A 24,903-nucleotide genomic window follows, 5' to 3' on the forward strand; every position below is an offset into this window, starting at 1 on the left:
GTCACCCTAACCCCGCCGCACCTGACCCCACACGTACGGATCGGCCTGGGCGCTGCCGAACGGCGACCAGGCGAGCCGCGTCTGCCCGGTCCTGTCCTTGGTGTCGGAGTCGTAGACGAGCACGTTCGCTCTCAGCGCGGCGGGCGGGGCGGGCAGCAGCGCGAGCGGGATGCGCACCTCGACGCCGTAGCCGCCGTGGTGGGCCGCCGCGGCCACGCGTACCCGCGGGGCGGGGCCCTGGCGGGCGTCGGCGTCGCGGGCGGCGCACGGCCCGCCCCGGGCGGTGTAGGGCAGGACGCCCAGCTTGAACGTGGTCGAGGTGTCGTCGGAGTCGCCGCGCGGGTCGAGGGCGATCTCGACCGCGTCGGTGCGCCAGTGGCGCTCGCACTCCCCGAGGGCGGCGCCGCGGGCCTCGTCGGTGACCTCGACCTGGACGTAGAGGTCGTCGCCGTGGCGGGCCAGCCGGGCGGTCGCGGCGCAGTCGGCCGCCGCGCAGCGTTCGCCCTCCCAGTGCGCCAGGCGCAGGGCGGGGCCGGCGTACTCGCCGGGGGAGGCGACGCCGTCGAGCACGGGAGCGCGCCCGGCGACCGGCAGCGTGGTGGCGGGCGGCTCGGGATAGTCCGGCTGTGCCCTGTTGGCCAGCCAGGGCAGGCCGACCGCGCGCGCCCAGTCGCGGAACTCGGCGTACAGGGGGCGAAGACCGGCCTGCTCGACGACGGGGGCGGCCACCGGCCGCCCGCCGTCGAAGACGACCGAGAACCAGTCGCACCCGAACGGCCCGGCCACCTTCGCCGGCCGGGAGGCGAACCCCTGCGTGCGGTACGCGCGCTCGGCGTCGCGCTCCCGCTGGGCCCACGTGCCGCGGTGGCGCGGCGATCGGACGCCCTCCCAGACGCCGAGCTGCGGCAGCCCGGTGGCCGGGTCGCGGAGGCCGACCGTCGCGCAGCCGGGGCCCATGGGGCCGCGCAGCCCCCAGTTCTGGGTCAGCAGCCGGGAGGCCCGCCAGGGCGCGCCCGTCCCCGGGAACGCGGCGGGGTCGGCGGCCAGCCGGAACGCCTCGACGGCCAGCCGGGCGGCGAGCTGGTGCCCGCCGTGCTGGTTGAAGGGCCGCGGGTCCATCGTGACGACGGTCGTGGGCGTGGTGGCCCTGATCGTCTCGACCATGCGCCTGAGGGTGCCCGGCCCCCACGCGCGGGCGGTCAGGGGCGCCGACAGCGTGTACCAGAAGTCCGGTCTGTCCAGGTAGAAGACGTCGCGGATGCCCGCGTGCGCGACCGCCTCGCGCTCCTCGGCCTCCCTGATCCGGCCGAGCGCCGCGCCCTTCTCCGGCCCGGCGGCGTTGCCGCCGCCCTCGCCGCGGGTGACCGTCACGACGCCGGTGGTCAGCCCCAGGCGTTCGCGCCACTGCCCGAACGTGGACAGCGACTGGTACTCGTCGTCCGGATGGGCGCCCACGAACAGCACGTCGACGTGCGGCGGCACGGCCCAGGCATCCAGCATCGCGGCTCCCCCCGACGGAACGTCTCCCCGATTCAGAAGGTTAGCCACCGGCGCTAGGCTTGGTGAGCATGGAAGAACCTGAGGTGCATCCCGCTCTGGAGCAGATCGCGTTCCTGCTCGGCCGCTGGGAGGGCGCCGGCGTGGGCGGCTATCCGACGATCGAGAGCTTCAACTTCGGCCAGGAGATCGAGTTCGGCCACAACGGCAAGCCGTTCCTGACGTACGTCAGCCGCACCTGGCTGCTCGACAACGACGGCAACCGGGTCAGGCCGCTGGCCACCGAGTCCGGCTACTGGCGGGCGCAGCCCGACCGGCAGATCGAGGTGGTGCTCGCGCACCCGACCGGCATCGTCGAGATCTACATCGGCGAGGTCGTCTTCCACAAGATCGAGCTGCGCACCGACGTCGTGGCCCGCACCTCCACGTCCAAGGAGTACACCGCGGGCCACCGCCTCTACGGCCTGGTCAACGGCAACCTGATGTGGGCCTACGAGATGGCGGCCATGGGCCACCCGCTCACCGACCACATGTCGGCCGAGCTGAAGAAGGTGTCCTGAGCATGACCTCGCCCTTTCCCCCCGAGGCCGTCGAGGCGATCAAGCGCCACATGAACGACGACCACACCGGCGACGCCCTGGTCATCGTCCGCGGGCTCGGCGGCCGGCCGGGGGCCACCTCGGCGGTGACCAGCGACGTCGACGCCGAGGCGATGGAGTTCACGGTCGACGGCGGCGAGCGGGTGCGCGTGCCGTGGGGCGGGACGCTGACCGAGCGCGCCCAGGTGCGCAAGGCGGTGGTGCGCCTCTACCGGGCGGCCTGCGCCGAGCTGGGCATCGAGCCGCACGGTGAACACTGAGGGAAGAATCGATCGGAGAAACAAAGAGGGCCCCGGGCAACACTCCGCCTGCCGAGCAGACGGGCCGGATGGACCATGGCCGGGATGCGTCATCCCGCCCTCCGGCTGCCAGGGGCCCCGGTGGTTGCCTCGGATTCGCTTGCGACACGAGACAACAGTCCGCAGCGCTAGCGGACAACCACCTCGCTAGCCCGACTATGACTATCCATTATTCGGACCACCTCCTTTCCGCGTACTCATGAAGCTATGCGGTCGCGCGCGCCGGGGGCAAGTAATTATCGGACGGCCGCGAACAGGCGATCGTGCGCTTTACACTCGGGGCATGACCGAGACGCAGTGGCACGAGGAACTCCGCGCCAAGGGCTACCGGGTCACCCCGCAGCGGCAGCTCGTGCTCGAAGCGGTCAAGGATCTGGAGCACGCGACGCCCGAGGAGATCTGCACCAAGGTCCGCGAGACGGCGCGCGGGGTCAACATCTCGACCGTCTACCGCACGCTGGAGCTGCTCGAAGAGCTCGGCATGGTCACCCACACCCATCTCGGCCACGGCGCGCCGACCTACCACCTGGCGGCCGAGGCCGACCACGTCCATCTGGTGTGCCGGGGGTGCGACGAGGTCTTCGAGGTGCGTCCCGAGCTGGCCGAGGGGCTGGTGAAGGGGCTCGACGAGGAGCTGGGGTTCGCGGCCGACGTCCATCACCTCACGGTGTTCGGCCGGTGCAGCAACTGCCGCTGACCCGCGGCACCGGCGTCGGGCGCCGTCGCGCGGGCGGATAGCCTTGAGGGCATGCGTAGCCCTCTGCTCGATCTCCCCGGCGCCGTCGCGGCCGACGGGCCGGACGCCGACGTAGCCGCGCACTATGGCGACCTGTTCGCCGAACAGCGCGCGCTGGCCAAGGGTGAGGCGGTCGTCGACCGCAGCAACCGCGAGGTGGTCCGCATCTCCGGCGTCGACCGGCTGAAATGGCTCAACGACCTGACCTCGCAGAAGCTCGACGCGCTGCCGCCCGGCCAGTGGACGCAGACGCTCGACCTCGACCTCCAGGGCCGCGTGCTGCACCACCTCACGCTGGTCGACGACGGAGAGAGCGTGCTGGCGCACGTCGAGCCCGGCACGGCCCAGAGCCTGATCGACTACCTCGACCGCATGCGGTTCATGCTGCGCGTGGAGGTGTCGCGGGCCGACGACCTGGCGGTGCTCTCCACGGCCACCGAAGACTTCCTGGTGCCGCGCGCGGAGCTGGCCGACCATCTGGGCCGGCCCCTGGCGGGGCTGTGGGCGTACGAGGCGCTGCGCATCGAGGCGCACCGGCCGCGGCTCGGCTTCGAGACCGACCACAAGACGATCCCCCACGAGGTCGACTGGATCGGCTCGGCGGTCCACCTGAGCAAGGGCTGCTACCGGGGCCAGGAGACGGTCGCCCGCGTCCACAACCTGGGCCACCCGCCGCGCCGCCTGGTGTTCCTGCACCTCGACGGCAGCGTCGACACCCTGCCGGTGCACGGCGACCCGGTGATCTTCGAGAGCCAGGAGGTCGGCGTCGTCGGCTCGGCCGCCCGCCACCACGAGCTGGGCCCGATCGCGCTGGCCGTGGTCAAGCGCACGGTCCCGGTCGACGCGCCGCTGCTGGCCGGTGGCGTGGCCGCCGCCCAGGAAGTCGTCGTGCCCCCCGACGCCGGCCGCAACGTCGCCATCGACCCCTCGCTGCGCCGCCGCATCCGCTGACCCGTCAGGCGTCGATGTCGAGGACGAGCGTGATCGGCCCGTCGTTGACCAGCGAGACCTTCATGTCGGCGCCGAAACGGCCGGTCTCCACATGGGCGCCGAGCGTCCTCAGCTCCTCGACCACGGCCTCCACCAGCGGCTCGGCGACCGGCCCAGGGGCCGCGGCCTGCCAGGTGGGGCGCCTGCCCTTGCGCGCGTCGCCGTAGAGGGTGAACTGGCTGATCACCAGGAGCGGGGCGGAGACGTCGGAGCAGGACTTCTCGCCGTGCAGGACGCGCAGGCCCCACAGCTTGGCGGCGAGTTTGGCGGCCTCGGCGCGGGTGTCGGTGTGCGTCACGCCGACCAGGACCAGCAGCCCAGGCTCGTCGACCGCGCCGACCGTCTGCCCCTCGACCTCGACGGAGGCCGAGCTCACTCGTTGTACGACTGCTCGCATGGCATCCCATTCTGGCGCAGAAAGAACTGTTCGTAGACTCGTGCCGAAAGGGGGCGCGTTATGTCGCTGATTGTCGAGGTTGTCCGGTCGGGGTTCGTGGAGTCCACGCATCAGGCCCGCATGTTGACCGTGGACGCGCGAGGCGTGCCCGTGGAGACGCGGGGAGCGGTGCACGTGCCGGCCTCGCCGCGATCGTCGATGAAGCCGCTGCAGGCGCTCGGCATGATGCGCAACGGCCTCCAGCTGGAGGGGGAGCTGCTGGCGCTGGCCTGCGCCTCGCACTCCGGTGAGGCGTTCCACGTGGACGGCGTGCGGAACATCCTGGCCGGAGCGGGCCTGGATGAGTCCGCCCTGCTGTGTCCGGAGGACCACCCGTTCGAGCGCACCTCGATCGAGTTCGGCAGGGTCTACATGAACTGCTCCGGCAAGCACGCCGCCATGCTGGCCACCTGTGTGCTCAACGACTGGCCGCTCACGACGTACCTGGAGCCCGCGCACCCGCTCCAGCGCGCGATCCGCGCGACGGTCGAGGACCTGACCGGCGAGCGCGTGGCCGCCTCCGGCGTGGACGGCTGCGGCGCGCCGCTGTTCTTCGTGTCGATGCTCGGCGTCACCAAGGCGTTCAGGGCGTTCCCGCTGGCCGCGGAGGGCTCGCACGAGCGGCGGATCTTCGACGCCATGCGGACCTACCCCGAGTGGACGTCCGGCACCGACCGGCCCGAGGCCAGGATCATGCGGGCGATCCCCGGGCTGATGCTGAAGGCGGGCGCGGAGGCGTTCGACGCGTTCGCGTTCGAGGACGGCCGGGCCGGCACGATCAAGGTCGAGGACGGCTCCACGCGGGCCCGCGTGCCCGTCACCGTGGCGGCCCTGCGCTCGCTCGGCCTGGACGCCCCCGAGCTGGCCGAGCTGGCCCGGCCGGCGCTGCTGGGCGGCGGCCGGCCGGTGGGCGAGTTGCGGATCCGCTAGAGGCTGCGGAACTGGCGGCTGGCGGAGATGGCCCCCGAGGTCGTCGTGGTGAACGTGCGCATCGACCCGGCGAACTTGGACAGGTCCCACTCCGCCGGCCCGTGGTACCAGTAGAGGTTGTCGGCCTGGTGGCCGTTGCCGGTCACCGAGGCCACCACCCGCGCCCAGTGCTCGACCCCGTCGAAGATCACCGCGTACGGCAGGTAGCGCGAGAACAGCTCCACCCGGTGCTGCTCGGGCACCTCGCCCAGGTCGCCGGAGAACAGGTACTCGCGGAAGCCCATCGTGTGCGCGAGCGCGGCCGAGCCCTTGGCGGTCTTGGCCGGCATGTACTGGCCGCCGACGGCCAGCGCGCCGCCCGCGATGACCAGGGCCAGCCCCAGCAGCCCGTACGTGGTGAACCAGGCCAGCCCGACCGTGGCCAGCAGGCCCAGCCCGATCAGCACGACGCCGATCGTCGTCCACCGGGTGCGCTCGGTGTCGGGACGGCGGGCGAACCAGCCCTGCGCGACCACGTCGGTGTAGAGCGCGTCGCGCACCTTGCCCAGATGGCCGGTGAACGAGCCGGACAGCTGTGACAGCAGCACCGTGTCGCGCCCGTCGAAGACGGCGTCGTACAGGGCCCGCTCGTACGGCAGCAGCGCGTTGACCGGCGCGTTCGGCAGCCTGACCAGCATCCAGTCGGGAGCGTCGTAGGCCTGACGGGGCTGCTCGTCGATCCGCAGGTAGCCGCGGACGGCCAGGTCGACGATGGTGGCGGTGACGTCGACCACGTCGGCCTGCTCGTCCACCAGCGTGCCGATCTGGCCGGGACGCACGCCGTCCGGCGGGGTGAAGTGTCCGTTCTGGATGGGATCGACCGTGCCCTTCTCATGGCCCGCGACCCGGGCGTCCCGGCCGCGCGTCCAGTAGAGCAGGCCGACGCCGCCGAGCAGCAGCACCAGCAGGCCGGCCAGGGCGCCGCCGGTGACCAGGTCGAGGGTGAACGCCGAGGCCAGCGAGAAGCGCCTCTCCAGGATGGGCGCCCCGGAGCTGGAGCCCTTGGGGTAGCCGACGACCACCGTCAGGGCCTGGCCCGGCGCGAGGTTCTCCTGCTCGAAGTCGGCCTGCGTGCCGGTGTGGTCCATCGTGGCCGCGGTGCAGCCGATGGCCGAGGTCAGGTCGCCGGCGAAGCACGACAGGTTCTGCACCTGGCCGGGCCCGTGGACCTGGACGGTCGCCTTGGCCACGGCGACGTTCCAGCCGCTGACGGCGAACCAGCGCAGCTCCTCGACGCCGCCGGAGGTGGTCACCGCGCCCTTGACGTCGTACTCGACGGTCTGGCCCGTCACCGTCAGGACGTCGCCGTCGAGCTTGCCGCCCTTGACGTTGGCGACCTGGTAGACGCGGTCGTTGCCGTCGTCGTAGCGGGTCCTGGTGAGGAGGGTGCGCTTGAGGCCGCCGGACCCTCCGGTGATCTTCTCGACCACGTGGAGCGTGCCGTCCTTGGCGAGCGTCATCGTCACCTGGTCCGTGATCCCGGCCTCCGCCAGGGCGGGGGTGGCCAGCAACGTCAGCGCGGTGGCTCCCAGGGCGGCCAACGTGAGTCTGAAACCCGTCATGGCGGGACATCGTAGCGGTTGCGGGTGTCAATCCAGGGTGATGCCGTCGGCCGCCCGGCGCACGCTCTCGGGCGAGGCGGCCATGCCGGGGTTCTCCAGGGCGAGAGCCTGGTTGAGGGCGACGTAGGGCCGCATGCGCCGCTCGTACCGGTCGAACGCCCCCTCGGGGGCCCGGCCCAGCTCCTCGGCCAGCACGTACGCCCCCACCAGGGCCAGACTGGTGCCCTGCCCCGACAGCGGCGAGGGGCAGTAGCCGGCGTCGCCGATCAGCGCCACCCTGCCCTTCGACCAGCGGTCCATCTCGACCTGGGCCATGGCGTCGAAGTAGAAGTCGTCGGCCCGCCACATGGCCTCCAGCAGCTTGGGCGCCTGCCAGCGCAGCCCCGAGCAGTGCTCCTGGACCAGGCGCCTCTGCTGCTCGACGTCGCGGTGGTCGTAGCCGAGCGGGCCCGCGGCGAAGCCCATGTTGACCTTCATCACCGCCGTGTCCCGGTCGCTGAACAGGCCGAACCCGGCCTCGCCCTCTCGATGCCAGACCTGCCAGTGGTCCAGGCCGAGGAAGTTGTCGGCGGTGTAGATGGAGACGTACATGCCGAGGTGCTTGAGGAAGGGCTGCTCCGGGCCGAAGGTCAGCTTCCTGACGTTGGAGTGCAGCCCGTCGGCGCCGATCACGTAGTCGTAGCGTTCCCGGACGCCGCTGTCGAAGGTCACGTCCACGCCTCCGTCGTCCTGGGTGAGGGTGGCGACGGAGTCGCCGTACCGGCAGGGGGCGTCGGTGACGGCGTCGAGGATGGCGGTGAGGTCGTCGCGGGCGATCTCGACGTCCGGGCTGTCGAGCCGGCCGCCGCTGACGGTCTCCTCGGTGCTGCGCATGATCTCGTTGCCGTCGCCGTCGTACATGGACATGCCGCGCATGGTCGTCCGGGCCGCCCTGACCTGCTCCAGGATGTCCATGCGGTCGGCCACGACCAGGGCGGCGCCCCGGAGGTCGACGGCCTGGCCGCCCTTGCGCGGGCGCGGGGCGCGCTCGACGAGCGTGACCTCGAAGCCGCGCCGCCGCAGCCAGTGGGCCAGGGCGGGACCCCCGACGCTCGCCCCCGAGACGAGAACCTTCATGATGCGCTCCTTGCTGTTGACGTCGTACGCACAACTGAATGTACGACGTACATACAGCGGCTCACAAGGCTGCGCTGATAAGATCTGTACTAGTACAGAGAGAGGGACGAGATGACCGCTCCGCCTTACGCGCGCATCGTCGAGGACATCAGGCGGCGCATCGCCGACGGCCGCCTGCGGCCCGGCGACCGGGTGCCCTCCACCAGGCAGCTCGCCCGCGACTGGGAGGTCGCGCTCGCCACGGCGGCCAAGGCGCTGACGGTGCTGGCCCGGCAGGGCGTGGTGGTGGCCGAGCCGCGCGTCGGCACGGTCGTGGCCGAGATCCGCGGCGGCGGGGCGCGGCGGGCCCCCGTCCCGTCCGGCGACGACCTGACCCGCGACCGCATCGTGGCCGCCGCCGTCGAGATCGCCGACGCCGACGGGCTCGCCGAGCTGACCATGCGCGGCGTGGCGGGCCGGCTCGGCGTGGCCACCATGTCCCTCTACCGGCACGTCGGCGGCAAGGACGACCTGGTCATGCTCATGATCGACCAGGTGATCCGCGAGTTCCCGCTGCCCGACCCGCCGCCCGACGGATGGCGGGCCAGGCTGGAGACCGCCGCCCGGGTGCAGTGGGCGGGCTACCGCACCCACCCGTGGATGGCCAGGGTCACGTCACTGACCAGGCCGCTGCCCTCGGCCAGCCTGATCGCCCACACCGAGTGGGTCATGCGCACGCTGGAGGGCTCGCCCCTCGACCCCATGAGCAAGATGCACGTGCACACCCTGCTGTTCAGCTTCGTCCAGGGCCTGGCCGCCAACATCGAGATGGAGCAGCAGGCCCAGGCCGCGACCGGCCTGACCGCCGACGAATGGATGACCAGCAGGGAAGGGGAGCTCCAGGCGCTGGCGGAGTCGGGGCGGCTGACCGCCTTCACAGGCGTCGTCGAGGAGCTGGGCGGCGAGTTCGACCTCGACCTCGACCGGCTCTTCGCCTTCGGCCTCGACGCGCTGCTCGACGGGCTCGCCGGGCTGGTCGAAGGGCGCTAGTCGGAGATCGCGATGCGCAGCCGGCGGAAGCCGCGCCCCTTGCTCTCGATCTTGGCCACCTTGATGCGGCCGATCTGCTTGGTCGAGGCCACGTGGGTGCCGCCGTCGGCCTGCGTGTCGAGGCCCACGATGTCGACGATGCGCACGTCCTGGACGGCCTCGGGCACCAGGTTCGTGGCCGTGCGGATGATGTCGGGGATCTCGAACGCCTCCCGCCTGGGCAGCACGCGCACGTCGATGCGCCGGTCGGCGACGATCTCGGCGTTGCAGGCGTCCTCGACGGCCTCCTTGAAGCCGGGCGGCACCTCGGGCAGGTTGAAGTCCATGCGGGCGCTCAGCTCGTCCATGTTGCCGCCGGTGACCAGGCAGCCGTAGTCCCTGAACACGACGCCGCACAGCACGTGGAGCCCCGAGTGCGTACGCATGAGCGCCGACCGGCGGGCGTCGGCCACGGCCGCCTCCACCACCGTGCCGGCGGGCGGGATCGGGTCGCCCTCGGCGGGGATCAGGAAGAGGTCGTCGCCTTTGCGCACCCCGACGATGCGCGTCTCCACACCCTGCCAGACCAGAACTCCGTGATCGGCCGGCTGGCCGCCCCCGCCTGGATAGAATGCCGACCTGCTCAGCACGATCCCCTCAGGCGTCGCGTCCAGCACGACGGCTTCGAAGTCCCGCAGGCTCTGGTCGGACAGTTCGAGCCGCTGCGTGCGTCCGTGGAGGTCGGCGGTCATATCGGCAGCCTAGTGCCCCGGGGTGATAATGCGTGGCCTGATGCTTCGAGGAAGAATCGCCCCGGTCATCGCGATAATGGGGATTTTTGCTGGAGTTTCGGCATGTAGTAGTGCAGTGGCCGGTACGCCGCCGCAGCGGGCGCCCGAGGCCGTCCCTCCGGCCCGCCCGGCGGTCCCGGTGATGATGTTCGTGGGTGACAGCTTCACGGTCGGCTCAGGGCCCGTGCCGCCCTGGCGGACCTACGCCTCGGAGTCGGCGCGCCTGCTCGGCTGGCAGCCGGTGATCGCCGGTGCCGGTGGCACCGGCTACCTCAACGAGGGCAAGGTGGGCCGCACGTTCCGGCGGTCGTTCGAGGAGGAACTGGCCTGGCGGCCGGCCCCCGACGTGCTGGTCATCTCCGGCGGCCACAACGACCAGCGCTGGAGCACCGGGCAGGTGCGCGAGGCGGCCACCGGCCTGCTCGCCGAGGTGCGCCGCCGCTGGCCGGTCACCAAGGTCGTCATGGTCGGCCCGATCTGGCTGGAGGACACCCCGGCCAAGGCCTATCGCGTGCGCGACGCCCTGGCGGAGGTGGCGGACGCCGCGGGTGTGCCGTTCCTCGACCCGATGCGCCGCAAATGGGTGACCGGCAGGCCGTCGGAGACGGTGTTGCCCGACGGCGTGCATCCCACGTTCGCCGGGCACGAGCGCATCGCCGCGTGGCTGGCGGGCGAGCTGGCCTGATCTACCAGGGGCCGTAGGGGCCGCTGTTGCCGCGGCCCATGCCCTTGACGGCGGGCTTCACGTCGACGATGTAGATGGTGGCGGCGATGACGGCCAGGATGGAGAACAGGCCGATGCCGTTGAGCCCGATGAACCTGAAGCCGCCGACCAGCATGAAGTCGTTGAAGTAACCCAGCGCGCCGCCGCCGGAGAGCAACGTCGCCAGCGCGAGGATGAGCAGCCAGATCTTCTTCTGCAGCTTGCCCGCCGAGACGAACGCGTTGGTCGGCACCCGCGCCGCGTGGACCAGCGCGTAGACCGACATGCCGAAGATGACGGCGGCGAGCACCAAGAAGAGGAAGTTGAAAACGCCGTTGATCATATTCATGTTGCTGGCTCCACCCAACGCCGCGAAGAAATCGGCCCCAGCCTAATAGGCGTCCCCGACAAGCGGGCACCGGAAGAGAAAAGGGCCCGCCTCCGGGGAGGCGGGCCCTTTCGCTCGGTCAGGCCTTGGCCCGAGGGGCGCGGGTCGTCTTCTTGACGGGCTCGGCGACGGGCGGCTCGGCGGCCTCCGACACCTCCTCCAGCTCAAGGGCGGCCTCGCCGGTCGTCTTGCTGACGACCTTGCGGCCACGGCTGGCGAAGTCCTCGTAGACCTCGGTGGCCTTGTTGCTCAGCTGGTCGGCGTACTCGCGGGCCTTCTCGGGGAACTCGCGGACGAAGCCCTCGGCCTTGTCGGCGTACGCGCGGGTCTTCTCCGGCAGGTCCTTGGCCAGCTCCGAGCGGCGGGACTGGAGCTGGCGGAGCTGCTCGGGCAGCTCGCGCAGCTTCTCCACGGCGAAGTCGCCGGCGCCCGCGAACGCGTAGAAGGGCTTGGAGTCGGTGAGCTTCTTGACCTCGGTGGCGAGCGTCATGGGTTAACCTTCCTTGGTTTCCTGGGTGACGGTCCCGTTGCCGGGGGAGGCCGCGTAGGGCTCAAGCGCGGCGAGATACTCCTCGGGCAGCGGCGGCTCGTCGTCCGCGGTGGAGTCGTGCTGAGGGCGGGCGTTCTGGGAGGTCTGCTCGCCCTCGGTGCGGTTCTCCTTGCGGAACGATTCATAGATGTCGATCAGCACCTGGCGCTGGCGCTCGGTGAGCAAGGTGTCGGCGTTGATCGCGGTGATCACGTCGCTCGGCGGCTCCCGGTCCTCGATGAGGCCGGCCTGCACGTAGAGCGCCTGCGAGGAGATCCGCAGACCCTTGGCGATCTGGTTGAGGATCTCCGCGCTCGGCTTGCGCAGCCCGCGCTCGATCTGGCTGAGGTAGGGGTTGGAGACCCCTGCCGCCTGCGCGAGCTGGCGCAGCGAGATCTTCGCCTGTTGCCGTTGCTCGCGGATGTATTCGCCGATCGAGCCGACCTTCGGTAGTGCCATACCGACAGTCTGCCGTCCCGTGCTTGCAATTGCAAACGGAATGGCTAACACCAGCAAGCAGTCAGAGCTGGTAGACCCACAGGAAGGGTGTGGCGGTGAGCAAGCTCACAGAGAGGGCGAGGTAGCCGTACCGGACAGATGCTGACAATTCCGGCGCCGGCTTGATCAGGCGGTCCACCCGGGCCATGACGTGGTGCGCGTGCACGCCGAGCATGCCCTGCGGGGTCGGCAAGGCGCCGGCCGTACCGAACCTGAGCAGCGCCGTGGCCAGCCTGCGCGGCGAGCAGTAGCGGCGGGCACGGTCGTCGGCGGCCATCTCGATCAGCAGCTCCACCTGCGCCTGTGCGTCGGCCACCACCTTCGACCAGGGCAGCGCCCGGCGCAGCGCGGCGAACGGCAGCAGCACCAGGTCGTGCCGCTCGCGCACGTGGGCGGCCTCGTGCGCCAGCACGGCCGCCATCTCGTCGGACGACAGCAGCTCCAGCGCGCCCGCGCTGACCACGACCTGCGAGCGCAACCCCGGCACGCAGTACGCCGCCGCGCTCGGATGGTCGAGCACCCGCACCCCAGGAACGCCGGGATCGTCGCGGGAGATGAGCGCGAGCAGCACACGATGCCGCCGCCGCGCGCGCAACGCCTGCACGCCGGCCGTCAGCAGCACCACGACCAGCACCGCCAGCGAGGTGAGACCGGCGATCATGGCCAGCACGTGCAGCGGGTCCCACGCCTCGGACGGCGTCTCCCCGCGCGCGAAGGCGATCAGCCCCGGCAGCACGCCCACGTCGTAGGGCGTGACCGCGTAGGCCAGCATGGCGCCGGTGGTGGCCAGGCCCCAGGCCACGCCCAGGGACTGCCAGACGATGATGGCGAGTTTCGGGGCGCGGGAGGTCCACCGGGCCGTCGTGAAACGCCAGGAGCCGAGCGCGCACGCCGTGGCGAGCGCCGCTAGCACCGCTGCCGTGATCACTCTTCCTCCAGCTCCGTGAGAGCTCTCCGCAGGATCTCCGCCTCCGGGCCCGACACGGCCTGGGCGAAGCGGGTCAGGGCGGCCGAGCGGTCGCCCGTCAGGTCCAACGCCTCAAGCATAAGCTCGGCGATGTAGGCGTCACGGCTCGCGGCCGGTTCGTAACGCCACGCGCGGCCGTCCCTGGTCCGATCCAGGAAGCCCTTGCGCGTGAGGCGGTCGAGTACGGTCATCACCGTCGTGGGGGCGAGGTCGCGATCGGCAATGAGCCTGCCGACCTCGCGGGCGGTCAACGCGCTGTGCTCCGCCCAGAGGATGTCCATGATGCTGCGCTCAAGCTCGCCAAGACCCTTCACGCCCTTCAGGGTAGCTCTACAAAGCGTCGAGCTGGCATCCGGGAGCGGCAAGTGGCGACGCGGAACCGCGGCTGGCAGGCTGGGTGAGATGAATGTCACGTTGGTGCAGGGAGACATCACCGAGCAGCGGACCGACGCGATCGTGAACGCGGCCAACTCCTCCCTGCTCGGCGGCGGAGGCGTCGACGGCGCCATCCACCGGCGCGGCGGGCCGGAGATCCTGGCGGAGTGCAGGCTGTTGCGCGCCGGGCACCTCGGCGGGGGCCTGCCGACCGGCCAGGCCGTCGCCACCACCGCCGGGCTGCTGCCGGCCCACTGGGTGATCCACACGGTGGGGCCGGTCTACTCCAGGTCGCAGGACCGCTCCGAGCTGCTGGCCTCCTGCCACCGCGAGTCGCTGCGGGTGGCGGACGCGCTGGGCGCCAGGACGGTGGCCTTCCCCGCGATCTCCACCGGCATCTACGGCTGGCCGCTCGACGACGCCGCGCGCATCGCCGTGACCGCCGTGCGCGCGGCCGGGACGTCGGTCGAGGAGGTCAGGTTCGTGCTGTTCGACGCCGCGGCCTACGAAGTGTTCCGCGGGCAGCTCTCCTCATAGCCGAGGTGTTCCGCGCCCGGCTCTCCGTCTTCAGCGCGGGTCCGCCGCGGGCAGCTCTCCTCTTAGCGCGGGTCCACCGCCGACCAGGGCAGGGTGAGCTCGCCGAGCCGCCACCTCGCCGGGCCGCCGAGCGGCGGGCGCACCGCCACCGGCCACTGCCCGGCCAGCAGCCGTACGGACGCCAGCCAGCGCTGCCGCAGCCCGTGCACCCCATAAGGGGCGCTGACCGCCCACGCGTGGTCGAAGTCGCGCAGGAACGCATGGATGCGCTCGCCCGGCACGTTCCGATGGATGAGCGTCTTCGGCAGGCGGTCGGCCAGGTCCGAAGGCCGCTCGAAGGCGTCGAAACGGGCGGAGAACGTCAGGGTGTGCGGGCCGTCGGGGGACAGGCCCACCCAGATCGCCCGCCGTCCGGTCTCGGAGGAGGTGCCCTCGACCAGGACGCCGCCGGGGGCCAGCCTGCCGCAGAGCACGTCCCAGTAGTGCCACGCCTCCGCCTCGCCGTACTGGCGCAGCACGTTGAAGGCGCGTACCAGCGTCGGCGGGCGGGGGACGGGCAGCTCGAAGCCGCCGAGCGCGAAGCTCAGCCCCTCCCGCTCGTACGGCTTGGCCAGGGCCACCCTGGCCGGGTCGATCTCGATGCCGACCACCTCGACGTCGGGCGCGACCGCGCGCAGCCGGGTGAACAGCTCAAGCGTGGTCGTGTGCGAGGCGCCGTAGCCGAGGTCGACGACGAGCGGGCGGACGGCGGCGCGCAGGGCCGGGCCGTGCACGGCGGCCGTCCAGCGGTCGACCCGGCGCAGCCGGTTGTGCCACGTCGTGCCGCGCGTGATCGCGCCGACCGGTCTGGCCATCCGGCTCAGCCACCGCTGACGCGGTGCACCTTGTGCTGTGCGGCCTGGGCGCGCGGCCTGATCACCAGGCGGTCGATGTTGACGTGGGACGGGCGCGTCACGCACCAGGCGATGGCGTCGGCCACGTCCTCGGAGGTCAGCGGGCCGGGGACGCCCTCGTACACGCGGGCGGCGGCCGTCTCGTCGCCGCGGAAGCGGGTGACCGCGAAGCCCTCGCTCCTCACCATGCCCGGCGCGATCTCGACCACCCGGACCGGCTGCCCGACCAGCTCAAGGCGGAGCGTCTCGGCCATCGCGGACTGGGCGTGCTTGGCCGCGACGTAGCCGCCGCCGCCCTCGTACGAGACCAGGGCCGCGGTCGAGGTCAGCATCACCAGGACGCCGTCGCCGGACGCCACGAGTTTGGGGATCAGCGCCTGGGTCATGCGTAGGGAGCCGAGTACGTTCGTGTCGTACATCTGCTGCCAGTCGTCGAGAAGGCCGTCCGTGACCGATTCCATGCCGAGCGCGCCACCGGCGTTGTTGACCAGCACGTCGCAGCGGTCGAGCGAGCCGACCAGCGCGTCAACCGACTCCTGAGAGGTCACGTCAAGCGTCACCGGCCTGATCGAGGGCACCTCCGCGGCCAGCTTGTCCAGCCGGTCGCGGCGCCGTGCGCCCGCCACCACCGCATAGCCTTCAGCGGCGAGCCGCCGCGCGGTCGCCTCGCCGATCCCGCCGCTCGCCCCGGTCACCACTGCCGTTCTCTGCATGCCCTCATCCTGCCAGGGCGAACGCGGTGTGAACCGCGGCAGGGAATGTCGAAAAAATCTGGATAGTTGTATTCCGCTTGGAGGTGATGTCGAGTGAGGCGACGACGGGTCAGCCGGGTCGCGACCATCAGCATGCACACATCGCCATTGGACCAGCCCGGCACGGGCGACGCCGGTGGCATGAACGTGTACATCGTCGAGTCGGCCAGGAGACTGGCGCAACTCGGCGTGGAGGTGGAGATCTTCACCAGGGCCACCGCCCGCGACCAGCCGCCCGTGGCCGAACTCGCCCCCGGCGTGCTGGTGCGCCACCTGACGGCCGGGCCGTACGAGGAGATGGACCGCGCCGACCTGCCCGGGCAGCTCTGCGCGTTCCTGTCCGAGGTGCTGCGCACCGAGGCCATGTACGACCCCGGCCGCTACGACGTCATCCACTCCCACTACTGGCTGTCCGGGCAGGTCGGCTGGCTGGCCAAGGAGCGCTGGGGCGTGCCGCTCGTGCACACCATGCACACCATGGCCAAGGTCAAGAACCTGCTGCTCGCCCAGGACGACAAGCCGGAGCCCCAGGCCCGCGTGGTGGGCGAGGAACAGGTCGTCGAGATCGCCGACCGCCTCGTGGCCAACACCGCCGACGAGGCCCGCGAGCTCATGGACCTGTACGGCGCCTCCAAGCAGCGCGTGGCCGTCGTGAACCCCGGCGTCAACCTCACCGTCTTCCAGCCCGCCTCACAGGGCGCCGCCCGGCAGCGGCTGGACCTGCCGCAGGACGCCCGCGTCCTGCTGTTCGTGGGCCGCATCCAGCCGCTCAAGGCCCCCGACGTGCTGCTGCGCGCGGCCTCGCGCATGCTCATCGACGACCCCTCGCTGCGCGGCCGCCTGGTCGTGGCGTGCGTCGGCGGGCCGTCCGGCAACGGGCTCGCCCGGCCGTCCATCCTCACGGAACTGGCCGGTGAGCTGGGCATCTCCGACGTCGTCCGGCTCGTGCCGCCGGCTCCGCAGGAGGAACTGGCCGACTGGTACCGGGCGGCGGACGTGACCGTGGTGCCGTCGTACAGCGAGTCGTTCGGGCTGGTGGCCCTGGAGTCGCAGGCGTGCGGGACGCCGGTCGCCGCGGCGGCGGTGGGCGGACTGCGCACCGCGGTGGACGACGGTGTCTCCGGGGTGCTGGTGGACGGGCACGATCCGGACGAATGGGCCCGTGTCCTGCATCGTCTGGTCACCACGCCGGAATGGCGTGAGCAGTTGTCGCGGGGGGCCCGTACGCACGCGGCCGCCTTCGGCTGGCAGGCGACGGCGGGACGGCTCATGGAGGTGTACGCGGGCGCCGTCGCGAATCTGCACAAGGTGCCCGTGGCGCTCAACTTCTAGCGGGCCTCATGGCCGTACGGCGCGCGCTCCTAAGCTGTATCCCATGCGCGATGTCGTCGAAGCCGCGCTCAAGGCCGCGGACGTCTCCTACGACGAGCCGCGGCCTGGGGCGTTCCTGGTCAAACTGCCCGGACAGCACAAGCTCGCCACCATGACCTGGCTGATCGTCGGCGAGCGGGTGCTGCACGTCGAGGCGTTCTTCTGCCGCCAGCCGGACGAGAACCACGAGGAGTTCTACCGCTGGCTCCTAGGCAAGAACGGCGGCATGTACGGCGTGCACTTCTCCCTCGACCCCGTCGGCGACGTCTATCTCGTCGGCCGGGTGCCGCTGGCCGCCGTCAGCGAGGAGGAGGTCGACCGGCTGCTCGGCTGCGTGCTGACGTACTCCGACGACTGGTTCGACCGGGCTCTGGAGCTGGGTTTCGCCTCGTCCATCAGGCGGGAGTGGGAGTGGCGCGCCAAACGCGGCGAATCCCTGGCCAACCTGCAGGCCTTCGCCCGTTTCGCCGACCCCGGACGGTGACCTCCTGCCGCTCGGCACGGCGGCCATAGGATTGCCGCATGGCGACTTTGGTGCTGCTACGGCATGGTGAGAGCGACTGGAACGCGAAGGGCCTGTTCACCGGTTGGGTGGACGTCAGCCTGTCGGCCAAGGGCGAGGACGAGGCCCGGCGCGGCGGCCGGCTCCTGCAGGAGGCCGGTCTGCGGCCGGACGTCCTGCACACCAGCCTCATGACCCGGGCCATCCAGACGGCCCAGCTCGCCCTCGGCGAGGCCGACCTGCTCTGGCTCCCGGTCAAGCGCAGCTGGCGGCTGAACGAACGCCACTACGGGGCCCTGCAGGGCAAGAACAAGGCCCAGACGCGCGAGGAGTTCGGCGACGAGCAGTTCATGCTCTGGCGCCGCTCGTACGACGTGCCGCCGCCGCCCATCGCGGACGACGACGAATACTCCCAGGTCGGCGACCCCCGCTACGCCCTCCTTCCGCCGGAGCTCATGCCGCGCACGGAGTGCCTGAAGGACGTCGTCGACCGCATGCTCCCGTACTGGTACGACGAGATCGTGCCCGATCTGGCGGCCGGGCGCACCGTGCTGGTGGCGGCGCACGGCAACTCCCTCAGGGCGCTGGTCAAGCACCTCGACGGCATCGGCGACGAGGAGATCGCGGGGCTCAACATCCCTACGGGGATTCCGCTGGCGTACGAGCTGGACGCCGACTTCCGGCCGAAGGTGCGGGGCGGCCGCTACCTCGACCCGGAGGCCGCCAAGTCCGCCATCGAAGCAGTCGCCAACCAAGGCCGCTGACACGTCCCGAGGGCAAGCCCCCGGCCCTCAAGCCAGGGGCTTCGCCCTGGGGCGCTGCGCGGCACTCTTCTACGGGGGCAAGCCCCGCACCCCCGTGCGAGAGGACTCCCGTCCCCTCGCGCTCCCCGGCGTTGGCCTGGGTGCGCCCGTCGGCCGGTTCAGGACGGATCAGGCTGCCACAGCCGGCTTGACGTGCCCGGACGTCCGATCCAGGGCGGGGCTCGAAGCTGTGGGCGAGTGGGCCGTCGGAGCGGGAAGCTATGTCACTGATGCCGGACAGTGAAATGTGTGGGACGTTCTGCGCCAAGGTGCCTATGCTTTCGGGGATGTGAGCACCTCTGCCAGGGCTGAGCGCTCCTGCCCTCTTCCTTCCCCCGGTGAAGCCGGCGTTCCAGGCGGGACGGTCTGACCGTGCCCATGTGGGAGCCCCACGTCTCGCGCGGACTCGTACGCGTGGTCGAAGCGTCCTGTTGTGAGGAGTACGTCCTGTGCTTCGAAGCGGCGCAGTTCTTCGTACGGCGGGTCGCCGAGCGAGGGGATCACGAGGAGACCGCCAGGGGGCCGTACGCCCGGGCCGCCGCGGTTTGGGGTGAACTGGCGCGGCGGCATGTGTGCAGGAGCCGGGCAGGCGGTCTCGTGACGTGATCAGGGCGAGACGCTCGTCAACCAGAACGTCGGACGCGGGATCAGAACGTCGGGCGCAGGACCAGGCTGACGAACCCGAAGACGTCCCGGTAGACGCGCAGCCATTCGGCGCGGTGGGTGTTGGCCGTCGTGATCGCCTCGCACCGGTCTGGATGGTCGGGATTGTCCAGAGCCCATGAAGCCAGCGACCCCGTCCAGGCCCATTCGTAGTCGTCGAGCTCCTGGCGCGTGCTGATGTGGCCGTGCACCGGCATCCAGCCGTCGGCGGTGACGCGGTCCATCAGGGTCGGCAGGTCGGTGAGCTCGCCCAGCATCTCCACCGCCTCGGGCGAGGGCTCACGGGCCCAGAAACCGTCCCCGACCAGGACGCGTCCGCCGGGAGCCAGGTGCTCGCGCGCCGCCGCGAGCGTGGGCAGCAGGCCGCCGAACGCGTGCGTCGCCCCGACGCTGATCACCAGGTCGAACGCGTGCGGGGAGCTGAACTCGGCGGCGTCTTCACGATGGAGGACGAGACGGTCCCGGACGCCGAGCGCCTCCGCGCTCTCCGCGGCGTGGGCCAGCGCGCCCTCGGCGACGTCCACGCCCTCCGCCTGCAGTTTGGGGTACGCCCCCAGCGCGCGCAGCAGCCACTCGCCGCCGCCGCAGCCGAGGTCGAGCACGCGTGAGTCGCCCTGGGGGAGGGCGCGGTCCAGAAGGCGGCGCACCGAGTCGTCGTCGAGCGGAGCCGCGATCGGATGATCCGCATGGGCGAGTCGGGAGATCTGTTCACGATTCACCGGCGGAGCCTGCCACAGGCGGAGACCACGCCGCACCCGCTTTTCCCCAGGACGCGGGGCGTTTCGCAGGTATCTGAGCGCGCTCGCCGCTGTTTGTCCAGCCGGATCGCGCGTCCCGTGACTCCCACGCCGAAGGGCAGGCGAAGCCGGGCGGCACCCCCCGGATGGTGCCGCCGGGCTTCGGGAAGCGGCTAGCTGGGACGGGCGCCGGTGACCATGTAGACGACGTCCCCCGCCACGCGCACCGCGTGGTCGGCGTACCGCTCGTAGTACCGGCCGATCAGCGTGATGTCGATCGCGGGTTCCACCCCGTGCTGCCAGTCCTTGGCCAGGATGTTGCGGAACAGCCGCCGGTGCAGCCGGTCCATCGCGTCGTCGTCCTGCTCCAGCTCAAGGGCCGACTCGACGTCCCTGGACGCCACGCAGCTGCCGGCCTTGGTGACCAGGTTCTCGGCGATCTGCCCCATTTCCACGATGGTCGAGCGCGTCTCGGGCGGAATCGCCGAGTCGGGGTGCCGCAGCCGGGCCACCTTGGCCACATGGACGGCGAGGTCGCCCATGCGTTCGAGGTCGGTGCCCATGCGCAGCGCCGTGATGACCATTCGCAGGTCCACCGCCACCGGCTGCTGCCTGGCCATCAGCTCGAAGATCGACGTCTCGATGTCGGCGAAGATGGCGTTCACCTCCTGGTCGCGGGAGATGACGCTCTCGGCGAGCTGGAGGTCGGCGTCGAGGAGGGCCGTGGTGGCACGGGAGATGGCCGAGCGGACCAGCCTCGTCATCTCGACCAGCTTGCCCGTCAGGAGATCAAGTTCTTCATGGTACGCGTCGCGCATGTCGTCACCGTACGTGGCGCTTGATGAACGAACCTCTACTGCGAGATGAACTTTCCAGGAAAGGGCCGTTCATCCGCAGGTGAGAGGTCTGTCCCTTGGACTTCGCCACCTACCATCGGAGGCATGAGTGAGATGGCCATGAGCTTCGCGGCCCTGGCCGGGTTCGTCGTGGGAGCCCTGGCGGTCCTGTTCTACAGGAACCAGATCGAGGCTCCGAAGAGGACCGATCCAGCCGACGGCGTCGAGACCGGAGCGGCGCTGCCGCAGGGCGTGGCCTCCGTGCTCGCCGTGCTCCCCTCGTCCGCCGTCGTGCTCGACGCGCACGACCGCGTGCTGCGCGCCAGCTCGGCCGCGCGCGCGTTCGGGCTGGTCAAGGGCGACAGGCTGATGGCCGCGGAGCTGCTCGCACTGGCGAGACAGGTACGCCGCGACGGCGAGATCCGCGAGAGCGAGATCGACGTCGCCGGTCACAAGTTCGGCCAGGAGACGACGAACTTCGCCGTCCGCGTCGCCCCCCTCGGCTCCTACGGCCAGGTGCTGGTGCTGGCCGAGGACCAGACCGAACGGCGCAGGGTCGAGGCCGTGCGCCGCGACTTCGTCGCCAACGTCAGCCACGAGCTGAAGACGCCCGTGGGCGCGCTGAGCCTGCTGGCCGAGACCATCCAGGACGCCGCCGACGATCCCGAGGCGGTCACCCGCTTCGCCGGGCGCATGCAGCACGAGGCCGCCCGGCTCACCTACCTGGTCCAGGACCTGATCACGCTGAGCAGGATCCAGGGCGCCGAACCCATCCCCACCCCGGGCCAGGTCGCCATCGACGAGGCCATCCACGACGCCATAGACCACTGCAACACCAAGGCGGTGGCCAAGGACATCACGCTGGTCACCGGCGGCACCGAGGGGCTGCGCATCTGGGGGGACGACGAGCTGCTCGTCACCGCCCTGCGCAACCTCATCGACAACGCCGTCGCCTACAGTCCCGAGCACACGCGGGTCGTGGTCAGCGTCCGTCCGGCCGGCGACTCCGTCGAGATCAGCGTCAGCGACCAGGGCATCGGCATCCCCGAGGAGTCTCTGGAGCGCATCTTCGAGCGCTTCTTCCGCGTAGACGCGGCCAGATCACGGGCGACCGGCGGCACCGGGCTCGGCCTGGCCATCGTCAAGCACGTCGCCGCGGCCCACGCGGGCGAGGTGTCCGTCTGGAGCAAGGAAGGCTCCGGCTCCACCTTCACCCTCCGTCTGCCCGCCTTCGGCGGCACGGCGGTGGCAGTACCACCCTCGATTCCCCTGGAGGCCGCAAAATGACCAGAGTCCTAGTGGTTGAGGATGAGGAGTCCTTCTCCGACGCCTTGTCCTACATGCTGCGCAAGGAGGGCTTCGAGGTGTCGGTCGCGGCGACCGGGCCAGAGGCGCTCGACACCTTCGACCGCAACGGCGCCGACCTCGTCCTGCTCGACCTGATGCTGCCCGGCCTGCCGGGCACCGAGGTGTGCCGTTCGCTGCGGCAGCGCTCGAAGGTTCCGGTCATCATGCTGACCGCCAAGGACAGCGAGATCGACAAGGTCGTGGGCCTGGAGCTGGGCGCCGACGACTACGTCACGAAGCCGTTCTCCTCGCGGGAGCTGGTGGCGCGCATCCGCGCGGTGCTGCGCCGTCAGGGCGACGTGGTGGAGGAGCTGGAGACGGCCGTCCTGGCCGTCGGCCCGGTGCGCATGGACGTCGACCGGCACGTCGTCGCGGTCCGCGGCGAGCAGGTGCAGCTGCCGCTGAAGGAGTTCGAGCTGCTGGAGGTGCTGCTGCGCAACGCCGGCCGGGTGCTCACCCGCGGCCAGCTCATCGACCGCGTCTGGGGCGCCGACTACGTGGGCGACACCAAGACCCTCGACGTCCACGTCAAGCGCCTGCGCGCCAAGATCGAGGCGGACCCGTCCAACCCGCGCTGCATCCTCACCGTGCGCGGCCTGGGCTACAAGTTCGACGCCGCCGAGGAATGAACGACCCTTGTTCTGGTACGTGGGTTCGTACCAGAACAAGGGTTTTTTCATGCCGTCAGTGGGCCTCTTCGGTGGCCTCGGGAGTGGCGGACGCCGAGGGCGTCGGAGCCGGGGTGGCGTTGGGGGCGGCGGGGTAGTCCTTGAACTCACGGCTGCGCGTGACCACAGGGACGGTCAGGGACACTGTCCCGGCGTTGGCGAACTGGAGGTCCAGGCGGATGCTCTCGCCGCCTCTGAGGCTCGTGGAGATGCCCTCCAGCATCAGCTGCGGCTGCGGCTTGCCGGTGTTGACGAGCTGGTTCGGGGGAAGCTGGATCGGCGTGGCGACCTTCACGGCCCCGACCGAGCCCGCGGAGACGGCCTGGAGGGTGTCGGCGGCGTTCGCGGTGTTGAGGATGTTCAGGTAGATCGGGGCCGAACCACGCCAGGCGAGCTGGGCGCCGGAGTCGGGGCCGAGGATGAACGCCTGCGGGATGTGAATGCCGCGCGTGCCATAAGCACCCTGGTCGATGAGTGCGACCGCCTCGTTAGGGGCGTACGGCTTGTTGGTGTTGGCGTCGAATCCTGCCCCGCAGCCCGCGAGCACGGGGGCTGCCAAGAACGCGGCGGCTACGACAATCCAGCGACGGCTGGTCACGTGCGGGTTCTCCTTGGTCTTGCGCGGTAAGGCGCATGCGTGTTGGGCAGCGCCTACCATATCCACCTGAATCCATGGTCATATCCGCACCCCTGCAGGTCATTCGCTATGTCCGGAAATGCGATTCATACAGTCGAGGACTTGTCAAGCCCCAATATGCGGCTTTGACCTGCAGTTATGAGGATTTCACTGTTCCGGGAGCCTGTGGACGCGTGGTACCCTGGAGTACAGCGGAAGGGGTACTTGTCACATGACTTTCCAGGTCGGCGACACTGTCGTCTACCCCCACCATGGGGCTGCTCGGATCGAAGCAATCACGACGCGATCCATCAAGGGTGAGGAAAAGACCTACCTGGTGCTCAAGGTCGACAAGGGCGACCTTACCGTCCAGGTGCCAGCAGAAAACGCGGAACTCGTCGGTGTGCGCGACGTCGTCGGCCAGGAAGGCCTTGAGCGGGTTTTCGATGTTCTTCGGATGCCGCACACGGAAGAGCCGACCAACTGGTCGCGCCGTTACAAGGCGAACCTGGAGAAGCTCGCGTCCGGCGATGTGAACAAGGTTGCGGAGGTGGTTCGCGACCTGTGGCGTCGCGACCGCGAGCGCGGCCTGTCAGCGGGTGAGAAGCGCATGCTCGCGAAGGCTCGTCAGATTCTGGTCAGCGAGCTCGCGCTCGCCGAGAAGACCAACGAGGACAAGGCTGAGGCCCTGCTCGACGAGGTTCTCAACTCCTGAACACGAATCTTCCACGGGTGGGCGTCGGAGTCGACGTCCACCCGTTCGCTTCTGCCGACTCGGGGCGTGAGCTCAGCCTCGCCGGCCTTCACTGGCCGACGGAGATCGGGCTCGACGGCCATTCCGACGGCGACGTCGCCGCGCATGCCGCCTGCGACGCGCTGCTGTCCGCGGCCGGCCTGGGCGACCTGGGCGGGCTGTTCGGCACGTCCGACCCTCGCTGGGCGGGCGCTTCAGGGGTCACGCTGCTGGAGGAGACCGCCCGCCAGGTGCGCGCGGCGGGCTTCGAGATCGGCAACGTGGCCGTCCAGGTGATCGGCAACCGTCCCAAGATGGCTCCTCGGCGTACCGAGGCCGAGCTGGCGCTCAGCGGCGCCGTGGGGGCGCCTGTGAGCGTCTCGGCCACCACAACCGACGGGCTCGGGCTCACCGGGCGCGGCGAGGGGATCGCCGCCATCGCGACGGCTGTCGTGGCCAACCTTTCCTAGGCGTTCCGCGTCATATGTGTGGGATACGTGAGGGTGTCCCGGCGGGTCGTCGCCGAACCCGCCAACTGTGGGGGCGGCGGTTCGTCACTGGCGCGGTACGGACCGCCGCCTTCCGGGGGTAGTTTTCCCAGGTGTCGGGTATGTCCACCTCTAAGACATGTGAACGTCTCGGGGGGAGCTACACATGATCGGCGCGATCGTTTCCGCAGTAGTCATCGGCGCAATCGTCGGTGCGCTGGCCCGGCTGATAGTGCCCGGCAGGCAGAACATGTCCATCGGCCTGACGCTCATCGTGGGTATCGTGGCCGCGCTGATCGGCACGCTGATCGCACAGGCGTTCGGCTGGGCCGACACCAAGGGCATCGACTGGCTCGAACACATACTCCAGCTCGTGCTGGCGGTGGTCGGCGTGCTCCTGGTGACGCGGCTGGGCATCGGACGCGGCGGACGCAGCGGGCGAACCACGACCTGACCTGGTCATTCGTAAAGCCGGCGCATAATCGCCGGCGATC

Annotated in this window: 31 protein-coding genes; 16 read left to right on the top strand and 15 right to left on the bottom strand. The window is 70.7% G+C overall.

Features of this window, described 5'->3' with window-relative positions:
• Positions 1 to 6: 6 nt before the first annotated feature.
• Positions 7 to 1,500, bottom strand: coding sequence for a sugar-binding protein (locus ABZ815_RS38880; RefSeq protein WP_357706217.1), 1,494 nt, complete (start codon positions 1,498 to 1,500; stop codon positions 7 to 9).
• A gap of 68 nt (positions 1,501 to 1,568) precedes the next feature.
• Here ABZ815_RS38880 and ABZ815_RS38885 point away from each other — a divergent pair, with 68 nt between their 5' ends.
• From ABZ815_RS38885 to ABZ815_RS38900, 4 genes are all read left to right on the top strand, one after another.
• Entirely contained in the window at positions 1,569 to 2,057 is a 489-nt protein-coding gene (locus tag ABZ815_RS38885) for an FABP family protein (RefSeq protein WP_357706218.1), read from the top strand.
• Positions 2,058 to 2,059: 2 nt separating this feature from the next.
• Entirely contained in the window at positions 2,060 to 2,356 is a 297-nt protein-coding gene (locus tag ABZ815_RS38890) for a DUF2470 domain-containing protein (RefSeq protein WP_357706219.1), read from the top strand.
• 322 nt (positions 2,357 to 2,678) lie between these two features.
• Positions 2,679 to 3,092: a Fur family transcriptional regulator gene (locus tag ABZ815_RS38895; protein ID WP_352319736.1), complete on the top strand. Its 414-nt coding sequence runs from the start codon at positions 2,679 to 2,681 to the stop codon at positions 3,090 to 3,092.
• Between the two features lie 51 nt (positions 3,093 to 3,143).
• Positions 3,144 to 4,082, top strand: coding sequence for a folate-binding protein (locus ABZ815_RS38900; RefSeq protein WP_357706220.1), 939 nt, complete (start codon positions 3,144 to 3,146; stop codon positions 4,080 to 4,082).
• Between the two features lie 4 nt (positions 4,083 to 4,086).
• On the opposite strand, the gene dtd is transcribed toward ABZ815_RS38900, so the two are convergent.
• Entirely contained in the window at positions 4,087 to 4,518 is a 432-nt protein-coding gene (gene dtd, locus ABZ815_RS38905; protein WP_357706221.1) for a D-aminoacyl-tRNA deacylase, read from the bottom strand.
• A gap of 60 nt (positions 4,519 to 4,578) precedes the next feature.
• Between dtd and ABZ815_RS38910 the strand changes: the two genes are divergently transcribed.
• On the top strand, positions 4,579 to 5,487 hold the full coding sequence (locus ABZ815_RS38910; protein WP_357706222.1) for an asparaginase: 909 nt from the start codon (positions 4,579 to 4,581) through the stop codon (positions 5,485 to 5,487).
• Here the strand turns inward: ABZ815_RS38910 and ABZ815_RS38915 are convergent.
• Complete coding sequence (locus tag ABZ815_RS38915) at positions 5,484 to 7,088, bottom strand: DUF2207 domain-containing protein (protein WP_357706223.1); 1,605 nt, start codon at positions 7,086 to 7,088, stop codon at positions 5,484 to 5,486. The genes ABZ815_RS38910 and ABZ815_RS38915 overlap by 4 nt on opposite strands.
• 27 nt (positions 7,089 to 7,115) lie before the next feature.
• Positions 7,116 to 8,204 (bottom strand): FAD-dependent monooxygenase, encoded by a 1,089-nt coding sequence (locus ABZ815_RS38920; protein ID WP_357706224.1) that lies wholly within the window; start codon positions 8,202 to 8,204, stop codon positions 7,116 to 7,118.
• Between the two features lie 111 nt (positions 8,205 to 8,315).
• On the opposite strand from ABZ815_RS38920, the gene ABZ815_RS38925 reads away from it, so the two are divergent.
• Complete coding sequence (locus ABZ815_RS38925; RefSeq protein WP_357706225.1) at positions 8,316 to 9,233, top strand: TetR/AcrR family transcriptional regulator C-terminal domain-containing protein; 918 nt, start codon at positions 8,316 to 8,318, stop codon at positions 9,231 to 9,233.
• Here ABZ815_RS38925 and ABZ815_RS38930 read toward each other — a convergent pair.
• Positions 9,230 to 9,964, bottom strand: coding sequence for an alanyl-tRNA editing protein (locus tag ABZ815_RS38930; RefSeq protein WP_357706226.1), 735 nt, complete (start codon positions 9,962 to 9,964; stop codon positions 9,230 to 9,232). The genes ABZ815_RS38925 and ABZ815_RS38930 overlap by 4 nt on opposite strands.
• Positions 9,965 to 10,079: 115 nt before the next feature.
• Between ABZ815_RS38930 and ABZ815_RS38935 the strand changes: the two genes are divergently transcribed.
• Entirely contained in the window at positions 10,080 to 10,688 is a 609-nt protein-coding gene (locus ABZ815_RS38935) for an SGNH/GDSL hydrolase family protein (RefSeq protein ID WP_357706227.1), read from the top strand.
• Between the two features lies 1 nt (position 10,689).
• Here the strand turns inward: ABZ815_RS38935 and ABZ815_RS38940 are convergent, their stop codons facing one another.
• The 5 genes from ABZ815_RS38940 to ABZ815_RS38960 form a co-directional block, all read right to left on the bottom strand.
• Positions 10,690 to 11,049, bottom strand: coding sequence for a DUF2516 family protein (locus ABZ815_RS38940; protein ID WP_357706228.1), 360 nt, complete (start codon positions 11,047 to 11,049; stop codon positions 10,690 to 10,692).
• 124 nt (positions 11,050 to 11,173) lie between these two features.
• Positions 11,174 to 11,584 (bottom strand): hypothetical protein, encoded by a 411-nt coding sequence (locus ABZ815_RS38945; RefSeq protein ID WP_357706229.1) that lies wholly within the window; start codon positions 11,582 to 11,584, stop codon positions 11,174 to 11,176.
• A 3-nt stretch (positions 11,585 to 11,587) separates the two neighbouring features.
• Entirely contained in the window at positions 11,588 to 12,082 is a 495-nt protein-coding gene (locus ABZ815_RS38950; protein ID WP_357706230.1) for a helix-turn-helix transcriptional regulator, read from the bottom strand.
• A 61-nt stretch (positions 12,083 to 12,143) separates the two neighbouring features.
• Positions 12,144 to 13,049 (bottom strand): M56 family metallopeptidase, encoded by a 906-nt coding sequence (locus tag ABZ815_RS38955; RefSeq protein ID WP_357706231.1) that lies wholly within the window; start codon positions 13,047 to 13,049, stop codon positions 12,144 to 12,146.
• Positions 13,046 to 13,402 carry a BlaI/MecI/CopY family transcriptional regulator gene (locus ABZ815_RS38960; RefSeq protein ID WP_357706232.1) on the bottom strand — a complete coding sequence of 119 codons (357 nt, stop codon included), beginning with the start codon at positions 13,400 to 13,402 and terminating at the stop codon, positions 13,046 to 13,048. Before ABZ815_RS38960 ends, ABZ815_RS38955 begins: the two co-directional genes overlap by 4 nt.
• An 88-nt stretch (positions 13,403 to 13,490) precedes the next feature.
• On the opposite strand from ABZ815_RS38960, the gene ABZ815_RS38965 reads away from it, so the two are divergent.
• Positions 13,491 to 14,000, top strand: coding sequence for an O-acetyl-ADP-ribose deacetylase (locus ABZ815_RS38965; RefSeq protein WP_357706233.1), 510 nt, complete (start codon positions 13,491 to 13,493; stop codon positions 13,998 to 14,000).
• A 62-nt stretch (positions 14,001 to 14,062) separates the two neighbouring features.
• Here ABZ815_RS38965 and ABZ815_RS38970 read toward each other — a convergent pair whose 3' ends face one another.
• On the bottom strand, positions 14,063 to 14,854 hold the full coding sequence (locus ABZ815_RS38970) for a class I SAM-dependent methyltransferase (protein ID WP_357706234.1): 792 nt from the start codon (positions 14,852 to 14,854) through the stop codon (positions 14,063 to 14,065).
• Positions 14,855 to 14,859: 5 nt separating this feature from the next.
• Complete coding sequence (locus ABZ815_RS38975; protein WP_357706235.1) at positions 14,860 to 15,606, bottom strand: SDR family NAD(P)-dependent oxidoreductase; 747 nt, start codon at positions 15,604 to 15,606, stop codon at positions 14,860 to 14,862.
• 93 nt (positions 15,607 to 15,699) lie between these two features.
• Between ABZ815_RS38975 and mshA the strand changes: the two genes are divergently transcribed.
• From mshA to ABZ815_RS38990, 3 genes are read left to right on the top strand one after another with little or no spacing between them, the layout of a single operon-like run.
• Positions 15,700 to 16,977, top strand: a complete 1,278-nt coding sequence (gene mshA / locus ABZ815_RS38980) for a D-inositol-3-phosphate glycosyltransferase (RefSeq protein ID WP_357706236.1) — start codon at positions 15,700 to 15,702, stop codon at positions 16,975 to 16,977.
• Between the two features lie 43 nt (positions 16,978 to 17,020).
• Positions 17,021 to 17,500 carry a YbjN domain-containing protein gene (locus tag ABZ815_RS38985; RefSeq protein WP_357706237.1) on the top strand — a complete coding sequence of 160 codons (480 nt, stop codon included), beginning with the start codon at positions 17,021 to 17,023 and terminating at the stop codon, positions 17,498 to 17,500.
• A gap of 38 nt (positions 17,501 to 17,538) precedes the next feature.
• Positions 17,539 to 18,282, top strand: coding sequence for a phosphoglyceromutase (locus ABZ815_RS38990; protein ID WP_357706238.1), 744 nt, complete (start codon positions 17,539 to 17,541; stop codon positions 18,280 to 18,282).
• Between the two features lie 686 nt (positions 18,283 to 18,968).
• Here the strand turns inward: ABZ815_RS38990 and ABZ815_RS38995 are convergent.
• Both ABZ815_RS38995 and phoU read right to left on the bottom strand, forming a co-directional pair.
• Positions 18,969 to 19,703 (bottom strand): class I SAM-dependent methyltransferase, encoded by a 735-nt coding sequence (locus ABZ815_RS38995; protein WP_357706239.1) that lies wholly within the window; start codon positions 19,701 to 19,703, stop codon positions 18,969 to 18,971.
• A gap of 191 nt (positions 19,704 to 19,894) precedes the next feature.
• Positions 19,895 to 20,539, bottom strand: coding sequence for a phosphate signaling complex protein PhoU (gene phoU / locus ABZ815_RS39000; RefSeq protein WP_357706240.1), 645 nt, complete (start codon positions 20,537 to 20,539; stop codon positions 19,895 to 19,897).
• 123 nt (positions 20,540 to 20,662) lie between these two features.
• On the opposite strand from phoU, the gene ABZ815_RS39005 reads away from it, so the two are divergent.
• Both ABZ815_RS39005 and ABZ815_RS39010 read left to right on the top strand, forming a co-directional pair.
• Complete coding sequence (locus tag ABZ815_RS39005) at positions 20,663 to 21,844, top strand: ATP-binding protein (RefSeq protein ID WP_357706241.1); 1,182 nt, start codon at positions 20,663 to 20,665, stop codon at positions 21,842 to 21,844.
• Positions 21,841 to 22,533: a response regulator transcription factor gene (locus tag ABZ815_RS39010; RefSeq protein ID WP_357706242.1), complete on the top strand. Its 693-nt coding sequence runs from the start codon at positions 21,841 to 21,843 to the stop codon at positions 22,531 to 22,533. The genes ABZ815_RS39005 and ABZ815_RS39010 overlap by 4 nt, the downstream gene beginning before the upstream one ends.
• Before the next feature lie 55 nt (positions 22,534 to 22,588).
• On the opposite strand, the gene ABZ815_RS39015 is transcribed toward ABZ815_RS39010, so the two are convergent.
• A complete protein-coding gene (locus ABZ815_RS39015) occupies positions 22,589 to 23,170 on the bottom strand; it encodes a copper chaperone PCu(A)C (RefSeq protein WP_357706243.1) in 582 nt (193 codons plus the stop codon).
• Positions 23,171 to 23,420: 250 nt separating this feature from the next.
• Between ABZ815_RS39015 and ABZ815_RS39020 the strand changes: the two genes are divergently transcribed.
• From ABZ815_RS39020 to ABZ815_RS39030, 3 genes are all read left to right on the top strand, one after another.
• Positions 23,421 to 23,903: a CarD family transcriptional regulator gene (locus ABZ815_RS39020; RefSeq protein WP_020544658.1), complete on the top strand. Its 483-nt coding sequence runs from the start codon at positions 23,421 to 23,423 to the stop codon at positions 23,901 to 23,903.
• 17 nt (positions 23,904 to 23,920) lie between these two features.
• A complete protein-coding gene (gene ispF, locus ABZ815_RS39025; RefSeq protein ID WP_357706244.1) occupies positions 23,921 to 24,391 on the top strand; it encodes a 2-C-methyl-D-erythritol 2,4-cyclodiphosphate synthase in 471 nt (156 codons plus the stop codon).
• Positions 24,392 to 24,575: 184 nt separating this feature from the next.
• A complete protein-coding gene (locus ABZ815_RS39030; RefSeq protein WP_357706245.1) occupies positions 24,576 to 24,863 on the top strand; it encodes a GlsB/YeaQ/YmgE family stress response membrane protein in 288 nt (95 codons plus the stop codon).
• The last annotated feature ends 40 nt before the right edge of the window (positions 24,864 to 24,903 follow it).

The organism is Nonomuraea sp. NPDC047529 (genome assembly GCF_040642995.1).
GTDB lineage: Bacteria > Actinomycetota > Actinomycetes > Streptosporangiales > Streptosporangiaceae > Nonomuraea.